Source organism: Novosphingobium sp. AP12 (assembly GCF_000281975.1).
Classification (GTDB): domain Bacteria; phylum Pseudomonadota; class Alphaproteobacteria; order Sphingomonadales; family Sphingomonadaceae; genus Novosphingobium.
The window spans coordinates 1-9,207 of the sequence record NZ_AKKE01000140.1; the positions used below are offsets into that span (position 1 = coordinate 1).

General features: G+C 60.3%; 10 protein-coding genes. 3 read left to right on the top strand and 7 right to left on the bottom strand.

Annotated features, from left to right (window positions below):
* Positions 1 to 76 precede the first annotated feature (76 nt).
* On the bottom strand, positions 77 to 871 hold the full coding sequence (locus tag PMI02_RS20425; protein ID WP_238539125.1) for a GGDEF domain-containing protein: 795 nt from the start codon (positions 869 to 871) through the stop codon (positions 77 to 79).
* Between the two features lie 23 nt (positions 872 to 894).
* Positions 895 to 1,176 carry a hypothetical protein gene (locus PMI02_RS20430; protein ID WP_157222619.1) on the bottom strand — a complete coding sequence of 94 codons (282 nt, stop codon included), beginning with the start codon at positions 1,174 to 1,176 and terminating at the stop codon, positions 895 to 897.
* A gap of 391 nt (positions 1,177 to 1,567) precedes the next feature.
* On the opposite strand from PMI02_RS20430, the gene PMI02_RS20435 reads away from it, so the two are divergent.
* The gene (locus tag PMI02_RS20435) at positions 1,568 to 2,455 is read left to right on the top strand and encodes a diacylglycerol kinase family protein (protein ID WP_007686454.1); all 888 of its coding nucleotides are present in this window, start codon (positions 1,568 to 1,570) and stop codon (positions 2,453 to 2,455) included.
* A gap of 2 nt (positions 2,456 to 2,457) precedes the next feature.
* Positions 2,458 to 3,291, top strand: coding sequence for an inositol monophosphatase family protein (locus PMI02_RS20440; RefSeq protein WP_007686455.1), 834 nt, complete (start codon positions 2,458 to 2,460; stop codon positions 3,289 to 3,291).
* Positions 3,292 to 3,369: 78 nt separating this feature from the next.
* Here the strand turns inward: PMI02_RS20440 and PMI02_RS20445 are convergent, their stop codons facing one another.
* From PMI02_RS20445 to PMI02_RS28210, 5 genes are all read right to left on the bottom strand, one after another.
* Positions 3,370 to 3,675: a hypothetical protein gene (locus tag PMI02_RS20445; protein WP_007686456.1), complete on the bottom strand. Its 306-nt coding sequence runs from the start codon at positions 3,673 to 3,675 to the stop codon at positions 3,370 to 3,372.
* 74 nt (positions 3,676 to 3,749) lie between these two features.
* Positions 3,750 to 4,025 (bottom strand): hypothetical protein, encoded by a 276-nt coding sequence (locus PMI02_RS20450; protein WP_007686457.1) that lies wholly within the window; start codon positions 4,023 to 4,025, stop codon positions 3,750 to 3,752.
* A 360-nt stretch (positions 4,026 to 4,385) separates the two neighbouring features.
* The gene (locus PMI02_RS26555; protein WP_081496741.1) at positions 4,386 to 4,631 is read right to left on the bottom strand and encodes a response regulator transcription factor; all 246 of its coding nucleotides are present in this window, start codon (positions 4,629 to 4,631) and stop codon (positions 4,386 to 4,388) included.
* A 473-nt stretch (positions 4,632 to 5,104) separates the two neighbouring features.
* Entirely contained in the window at positions 5,105 to 5,368 is a 264-nt protein-coding gene (locus PMI02_RS20460) for a hypothetical protein (protein WP_007686459.1), read from the bottom strand.
* 199 nt (positions 5,369 to 5,567) lie between these two features.
* A complete protein-coding gene (locus PMI02_RS28210; RefSeq protein WP_007686461.1) occupies positions 5,568 to 5,699 on the bottom strand; it encodes a hypothetical protein in 132 nt (43 codons plus the stop codon).
* Between the two features lie 761 nt (positions 5,700 to 6,460).
* On the opposite strand from PMI02_RS28210, the gene PMI02_RS20465 reads away from it, so the two are divergent.
* Complete coding sequence (locus PMI02_RS20465; RefSeq protein ID WP_007686463.1) at positions 6,461 to 9,052, top strand: HWE histidine kinase domain-containing protein; 2,592 nt, start codon at positions 6,461 to 6,463, stop codon at positions 9,050 to 9,052.
* Positions 9,053 to 9,207 lie beyond the last annotated feature (155 nt).

A 9,207-nucleotide genomic window follows, 5' to 3' on the forward strand; every position in this document is an offset into this window, starting at 1 on the left:
GCTGACCGGGAACAGGCGTGGCCGCCTTTGTCTTCCAACACCACGGCTTCGACGAACCGGCGGCCACATCAACGCTTCACGCCACTGCCCGGCCGTGGATCGGCTCATCGTCAGGATCGCACAACATCACTTGCGCCTTGCCTTGCGCTTTCGACATGTAAAGCGCGCCGTCCGCGCAGGCAATCAGCCGGTCCAGCTCAATGCCGCACTCCGGTACCATGGCAACACCGATGCTCGCCGTGATCCGCACAGCCGCGCCTTCGATCTCATAGGGCTCGCCGACCTGCTTGATTACACGGCGTGCCAGCAGCTCGGCCTGATCGCGATGACGGATATCGGACTGGATGATCAGAAATTCATCACCGCCGAGACGGCATACCAAGTCCGCGGATCTGATGATTGCCGTCAGGCGCGATGCCACCTCCACCAACAGCTGGTCGCCCGCCGGATGGCCGTATCGATCGTTGACTGCTTTGAATCCGTCTAGATCGACGTAATGGATTGCCAGCTGGCTATGCGAACGGCGAGAAAAGCTGAAAAGCTCCTGGAAGGCTTCTCGCACCAAAAGGCGGTTGGGCAAACCGGTCAAGGGATCGTATCTCGCGAGCTTCGCCATATCCTGCTTGGTCGAGAGGTGCTCGACAGCCGACACATAAAGGTGGGCCGCCGACTGCAGGCTCATCAGCCCGACAGCGATCAGCAGGAAGGCTTCGAGCAGGAAGAATTCGGAATGGAACCGCTCCGCATGGTCGCTGGCAGCGTGCGCCAGCATGGCAGCCACGGTCGGCAGCACCGCCAGGATCACGCTCGCCATGCAAAGGCGCAGCCTCGACGACGTGCGCGAGACTACGCCGGCGCCGAACGTGAACACCAGGCTGATCGTCGCGAGACGGATCAGCGGGCATGGGCAGTAAGTCCTCGCACGTTGAGGCCGGCAAGCAGCACCGCAAACAGGTACGTCAGGAGTTCGTACCCCAGCTCCCAGCGCCGTAGGACAGCGATTTCCTGCAACGCTCCTCCGGCTCGATGGTAACGATTGATTAGAACGATACGCGCAGCCGTGACCACGATCGCAGCGCCGGTCAGACCCGCAATCACCCTGTCCAGCCAGTTCAGGTAGATTAGCAAGCCGACGATGCCGTAGAGAGCGCCGAAGCCGGCAATGGGGACACGCATGGTGAAGAGGGTCGATACCAGGTCTCGGTAAACGGCGTCAGAGACCGGCCGCCTGTCACGTGCCAGCCAGGGCATACACCCAACTCGCGTTAGCTTCCGCACTTTCTCTCTCCTTTCCATGAATACCCTCACTCTTCGGGAGGTTAATATGTTCCTACCGCTGCGATGAACCGTTTCTCGCCGCACACTGAGCTCCTGACGTTCCTGCAGTCTTGCGGGGCAGGGTCGGGATTCGATCCAGTCCGGAGCGCACGCTCCTCGTCGCGGAGTGCTAGACGGTCAATCCGCATTGCTGGTGCTAGCATCGATCCATTCGTCAGCGCCTGATTACATTTCATTTCGGGCCGGAACGCACTGAACGTCCGCGGTATTACGGGTGATGGGAGAAATCATGGACACCCCAAAGAGGCCGCGTGCGTTGATCGTGCATAACGAGAACGCAGGAACCGACCCAGTCCCGCGTGCGGACATCGAACACGTGCTGCTGGAGGCAGGTTTTGAGACCATCTACTGCGCTCATGGCGAAGATGATCTGGGGCAGGCGCTGTCCGGGAACTTCGATTTTGTAGTCGCGGCGGGCGGGGATGGAACCGTCTCGCACGTGGTCTCAACACTTGATTATCGCGAACGGCCGGTTGGGGTCCTGCCTCTCGGCGGCTCCAATAACATTGCGCATGCTCTCGGCATTGAGGGCGACTGGCGCAACATTCCGCGCCGCTGGTCCTTGGATGAATGGACACTGCTCGATCGGTGTGAGGCCGATGGACCTTGGGGTCAGAAGCGGTTCGTCGAAGCACTGGGATCTGGGGTCTTGACCCAGTCGTTTGATGGTGTCGACGACGAACCCGACACTGCCGAGGAAAAGCGTGCCAATGGGCGCGCAGCTTTTCGAACGGCCTTGCAGGAGGCGACGACGTTCCCTTGTCATCTCGAAGCCGGGGGTTGGGTTTGGGCTGGCGATTGCTTGATGGTCGAGGTGATGAGTATCCCGTTTGCAGGACCCCGCCTCCGGCTGGGTTGCCACGCGGATCCCGGTGACGGACTGCTAGACGTCGTGATCGTCACCACCGCTGACCGAAATGCAATGATTGCCTGGGCCGAGGCTCCTGACGATCAGCCCTGCCCTATCAAGCCTCTCCAGGCCCCGTCAGTGCGGCTCACCGTAGAGCAACACCCTTTCCGCATCGATGACCGATGCCCTGATGAAAACGTCTGTGGCCGCGTCGACATCCGCGTTCGTTCCAGCCCGGTGCGAATCCTTGTACCCCAGGAGAACTAGAGATGACCCTTCGTGTCCAGCCTGACAGCCAGCTCTTGGGCGAAATCGAGGCCCTAGCTATCGAACTCGCCCAACTTGGGGGGAACGAAATCCGGGGAGCACTCGGCGGTATGCTGCGGATCCGATACAAGGGCCTTGAAGAAGACCCTGATCGTTTCACCGACCCAGTTTCAGAAGTTGATGGGCGCGTCGAGCAGATGATCCGCGAGCGTCTGGCCGAGCGTTTCCCGGACCACGACATCATCGGTGAAGAAATGGACCATCGGCCTGGGCGCGGGCACGACTTCGTCTGGGCCGTCGACCCGATCGACGGGACGACCAATTTCATCAACGGCTTCCCGCTTTTTGCGTCTTCCGTAGGCGTCCTGTTTCGCGGCCGTCCCGTTGTGGGTGCTTTGTGGTGCAGTACGAGTCATGCCCTTGAAGCCGGCGTCTATCACGCTGTTACCACTCGCGACTTGCGCTTCAATGGCGGCCCGCTGGCCACTCACGCCAATCCCGCCATTCGCCGCAGGCTCGGCGGTGAGCCGCATGCCTCGCGCCAGAAGCTCAGCTGGGATGGACGCAAGACCGGATCGGCCGCCATCGAATGCGCCTTCGTGGCGGCAGGGCTTCTCGACATGGCCTGGTTCGAGCGGCCCAACATCTGGGATGTGGCCGGCGGCATGGCGCTCGTAAACGCGAGCGGCCGGGGCTTGATGGAACGGCGGGACGATACCTGGCACGCCTTCGACGGCTTCGGCGGCTCAGAGGCCGACCTCGCGAAGTGGACGATGCCGATTGCTCTCGGCAAACCGGAAACCCTCGACGAATTCGTAGCCGCGGCGCATCTCTGAGCAGCCTTCCCAAGTGACGTCAGCTGTCGGCAAACCCGAAGAGTTCCGGCGGCCAAGCCAGACCCAGCCGTGACATTTTCAGCCTGCGTAGTTCACATCAACAAACAGGCGCGTGAACTCGATCGGAGTTGGGGCGGCGCCAAGCCGGGCGCCATCCTCGCAAGCGGCCTGCCACACCATATTGATGTGGCTCGCCTGATCAGCGGAAAACCGCATGCGGCTCGCCACGATGTCGTGCCACTGCCCGGGAAGATTCCAGACTTCCTGGAGATGAACCTCCGATGCGTCCAGGATCGCTTCCTTGTCTGGATCAAGCGCCCCGATGGCGCGCAGCACATAGCTGTCCAGCAGTTCCAGGAACGGCTTGTCTTCGTACCTGTTCATTCGAATTCCGCGATTGAAAGGCGAAAGAGGCTTGCCATTGCTAGCGCGTCATCGTGTGCGGCCGATGACCGGCGTCACTGCTTTAGCGCTGCGCGCGCGACGCCCTTGATGAGCCTTGCCTTGGCGCGCGCTGACAGACCGTTAGTCAGAAGCTCGCGGCTGAGCCTGCGGAGCAGATGCCGCAAGTCTGAGACTGATGGGCTTTTAAAGTCCCCCAACCGCGCGGTCAGCGCGGGATAATGCCATTTAACGCGCGGCGTCTTTTTCACGCGGTCCCTCCCAGGTCCGTCACCCAGCAATGTCCAGAGGATCATGAACGCTGTAGCAGCAATGCCGAATGCCAGAACCATAATCCTTATCCCGCTGCCGACATCCAAAAAATGCAAAGCCGATCACGAGCCCCGCCATTACGACCAAAGCGGAGGCTCGGTGGCGTGTCTTCTCACCGAGGCCCACACTCACTGCCGATGCAATGGCAACGATCAACAAGATGGAGGCTATCTCCGCTGCCGAGCGTAGGCATATCAGGATCAAGTCCATGACAACCTCCACTCCCAGGAAACCGGGATCTCGAAGTTATGTTACTGCATTCGCCGGGGAGTCATCAAGGTCGAGATGCAGCCAATCCGGTCGATCGATGAACGAATACGCAGCCGCCGGCGATGTCAGATGATAACCCGGCATCAAGAGGCCGAATGGCGGGCCTATTCCTACTGAACGGCCTCTTGTGCGATGATGGTGTCGCCGACAAGGCCGTTGAAGATGACATAAGCCACCATGTGCGCCCGGTTTCGCGTGCGAGTTTTGAGGCGGACGTTTTCAACGTGCCTTTCTACGGTACACGGGGCAATGGAAAGCTGAATTGCGACCTCCTTTGCGGAAAGACCGAAGGTAACCAGACCAACTATCTCGCGCTCACGACTAGTGAGCCCGAGCTCCGTATTTTCCAAAACCATTGCAAAGTGCCCCTAATCGAATCACTGATTCTGAAGGTTATGTTATAGTTTTCTGGTTACTTCAGTCGGACCCTTGCTATTCGGTATACACGTAAGCTTCGTTAACTTCTTCCTGTTTTTCGTGGGGGATTCTGCGGAGGGGTTCTTCGGACATCTGGTGACAGAAACCGCGGACCCGACCAATCCTGAATACCGCACCCGTTCTTAACCCTACCGGCCCACACCATCTTGTGCTTCCGAGGCATCAAACCGAAGTGCCTGGCAATTGCTTCCCTTGTAGACCGTCGGCAGCGACAAAATCGACATCCGGCCGCTTCAGGTCTACCGCGTATCAGATTCGTGCACTTAAGCCCTGCTCCGGTTGTACCCGATGCGGCGAGAAGTAAGTCCCTCAAGCGCCCCCAAGAGGGCTTCTCGCCTTATTTCCGGTCATCCTCGCGCCATCAGGGGCGGTTACGGTGCCTTGCCACTCGCTAAGTTACTTTCGCCAGAGCCCGGTAAATCATACTGATCCACACCGCCTCGGCGCGCATCGCGCCGATGGGGACACCGCCGACATCCTCGACCGCGCCGCCAGCCAGAACCAGATCAAGCGAAGGATCATGGATTGCTTCGAAGACCACACGCGCTTTGGGCAGATAGGTCCGCCACAATTGTCCGCCGTCCTGGATTTCATCCGATGAACGCCCCTCAGGCTGACCCAGCGCGCGGGCAGCGCGCTCAAGCGTGGTCCTCATGAGCAGCCCTCAGTCATGCCATTCAGCGGCCGCTTCGGCATTAGTTGGGCCTCCCGTCCATTTGATCGCGCGGCCAAATTCAGCCAGTTCAGCTCATTTCGTCAAGTCAAAGAACGCCTTGCCGACAACGGCGCATGCAGCTGGCCGGGCCCGATGCAGAGCCACCTAAGTGTTCGCGTCGGGCGCCTCCTACACACAATCAGTTTATCAAGGGAAACTGGGCGGCGCGCACACGGTCGCGATCAGCGGGGTGAATATGCGCCGATAGCTCTTCGAAGGTGACACTGTCGGCCCAGGGCATCTTCCAGAGCGAAAAACCCTGCTCGTCCATCGAGAGAACTCGTCGGTATCGACATTCCACGCCCACAGCGCGACGCCCGCCGCCTTTATCGCCATCCGCAAATGATCCGGCTTCCAGTCTAGCGGCTTCGGCAAATCTCGCATCAGATGCTCCGTATAAACTCCGCCGGGTTAGTACCTCAAGTCCGGGGCGATCAGTGAAATCGCTTGTTTCCGCGCACTATTCTCGGGCCACATCGACGGCAAGGGTGCAGGGCCAAATTGGCATCGCCTATCTCCAAGCCCATCGGGAGGTCGGCCTCCCAGTTTAAGACGGACGAACAGCAAGTGCCGCCGTTTGGAGATGAGAATGATTTTGGAAAACAACTGCCGTAAGAAACTGCCCCACTCGGAATGTGCACCGCCCTTGTTACGGACGTTCCCGGGGCCACTCACCTGCCCCATCCTTGCCGTTCATTCATTGGCGAGGTAGGGTAAACGGACGCGAAGTTTCGGGTGGACTGTTTAAGCGGGGAATGGTCGATGTCGGGGGTGGAACCGGACGCCCTATCGCAGCCGCAAGCGCCGCCGGCCGAATCAATCGGCTGCGTGGCATAGGCTGGAAGGGAACCCATTCTCTTGCCGTACATTATCGGTAGCAGAGTGGGGCGCATCAAGATGAACGTTCGCGGCATACTCTGATTGATGTACGTGAATTTGCCGTAAATCCTCATTTCTAAACATGGGCTCAGATGACTCATCGGAGCTTTTCAGCCGAAGCCGTTGCAATATTGTGCATGCGTAGGGGACTAAGTGGCGCGCTATACAACTCCGGTTGACCTGACCAACTGCGACCGGGAACCGATTCATCTACTCAGCGCCATTCAGCCGATCGGTTTCCTGATCGCGGTGAGCACCGATTGGATAGTCGCCCGGACGTCAGCCAACATAGAGGCCTTTACGGGCCATGAGCCCGGCGCGATCATCGGTAACCCTCTCGCGGACTTCCTGCCCCGCCATCTCATCCACGACCTGCGCAACCGGGTCGCCTATCTCGTAGCACCCGACATGGTGGAACGACTGTTTGCCTGCAGGCTGACCGAAGGTGGACGGCCCTTCGACGCGGCCATCCACCTGTCCCATGGGCAGATCATTATAGAATTCGAGCCCGGCACCGAAAACATCGGGGACGCCAGCGGCACCGTTCGCGCAATGATGGCGCGGCTGGACACCCGGCCTGACCTGACGTCGTTCTACCGGGAAGGCGCCCGGCAGGTTCGGGGGCTTCTCGGGTATGACCGTGTCATGGTCTACAAGTTCGACACTGATGGTGCGGGCGAGGTCGTGGCCGAGGCTTGCAAGCCGGGCATCGGTTCATTCATGGGGCTGCATTATCCGGCCAGCGACATTCCCAAGCAGGCGCGGGCGCTCTACAAGCGCAACCTCCTGCGCCTGATCCGCGACGTGAGTTCCACCTCGGTCGGCATCGTGCCCGAGCTGGACGCCGAGCGGAAACCGCTGGACCTTTCGCTGTCGGTCCTGCGATCGGTGTCCCCGATCCATATCGAGTATCTTAAGAATATGGGGGTTCAGGCTTCCCTCTCGATCTCGATCATCGTCGACGGCGAATTGTGGGGCCTGTTCGCTTGCCACCATTATTCGCCGATCTCCCCGACGTTCGAGCGCCGCTCAGTCAGCGAGCTGTTCTCGCAGATGTTCTCGATGCGCCTAGAAAGCCGGGAGCGCCGGGAGCTTGTCGAATACGAGCGCCGCGCCCGCGACATTTCCGACCAGCTCCTGGGGGCCGTCGCCTCGGACGAAACGCTCCTCAAGGACCCGGACTGGCTGGGCGACATTCTGACGAGCGCGATCCCTGCCGATGGCGTCGGGGTCTGGATCAACGGCAACTATGCATTCTCAGGCGTGGCACCGCCCAGCGATGACTTCCGCCGCATCGTCCGTGCGCTCAACGGCACGGCTGCGGCCAAGGTCTTCGCTACCAATCACATCGGGTCCCTAGTTGACCGCGCCGACCACTTCGCCAAAGCCGCCTCCGGTCTCTTGGCGATCCCCATCTCGCGGTCGCCGCGCGACTACGTGGTGCTGTTTCGGTCGGAAATGCGCCAGTCGGTGCGCTGGGGCGGGGATCCTCACAAGCCGGTCGAGTATGGCCCGAACGGTCCGCGATTGACCCCGCGCGAGAGCTTTGCGGAATGGAACGAGCTGGTCGAGGGGAAGTCCACCCCCTTCTCGCCGACCGAACTGCGAGTTGCCGAGACGCTGCGTGCGACGCTGATCGAAGTCGTCCTGCGACTTGCCGACGAAGCCGCCGCGCAGCGCCATCAAGCCAACGCCCGGCAAGAGCTACTGATCGCCGAACTGAACCACCGGGTACGCAACATTCTGGGTGTCATCCGCGGACTGGTGCGCCAATCCCAGCCCGATGAGGAGGCGGTGCGGGACTTCGTCAACGTGGTAGACGGGCGCATCCACTCGTTGGCGCGTGCCCACAACCAGATCACCGACGACCACTGGGGCCCGGCGCCCCTCCAAGCATTGATGGACGCCGAGGCGGCGGCCTTCGCGGCGCACAAGGAAAGCTCGATCCATTACAAGGGTCCTCCGGTCCTGCTCAACCCGCAGGCCTATTCGTCAATGGCGCTCGTGGTGCACGAACTAGTGACCAACTCGACCAAGTACGGGAGCCTGTCAGGCGACGGTATCGTGGAAATCGAATGGCACCGGGAGACGGGTGAGGACCTTTTCCTGACCTGGACCGAAAGCGGCGGGCCCGAAGTCCGAGAGCCAACGCGCAAGGGGTTTGGGACGACCATCATCAAGCGGTCAGTTCCCTACGATCTGGGCGGGTCGGCCGAAATCGAATACAATCCGGATGGCGTCAAAGCCTCGTTCCGCATACCTGCGCGGCACATTTCGGAACCAAGGAAGTTCGATAGCAAGAAGGTGACGTTGGCGGCCAACAAACGGTTCTCTCACATGCCCCACGCATCAAAGGAGCCAGTCAAGCCCGACTTGCTTACGGGGATGTCGACCCTCATCGTGGAGGACAGCCTCATTATCGCGCTCGATGCCGAAGACATCCTGAGCCGGTTCGGCGCAGAGATCGACACCGCTTCGACCCCGGAAGGCGCTCACGATGCGCTCGACAAGGGCCTGCCCGACTTCGCCGTGCTCGACATCAACCTCGGGGATGAGAACAGCTTCGGTATCGCCGATCGTCTGTCAGATGCCGGCGTACCTTTCTTTTTCGCAACCGGCTACGGCGAACAGGCGCTACTGCCCGCCGAGCACCGTTCTAGGATCGTGGTCCAGAAACCTTACACCACCCACAATCTCGCCCGCGCGGTGGAGGAATTGCTCGGGGTAGGCGGGGATGACGATTAATCCGGCACTACGTTCGGACTGCGTAAGTTCCAGCGTTATCTAGTGAGGCGGATGCGATTGGTCCTCCGAATGACCGATTTGGGCGCGTTCGGAATTTCGCCGAATGGCGCTTTGTGGTGATGGGGTGTGACGCGACCCCCTGATTTTCCTCCACG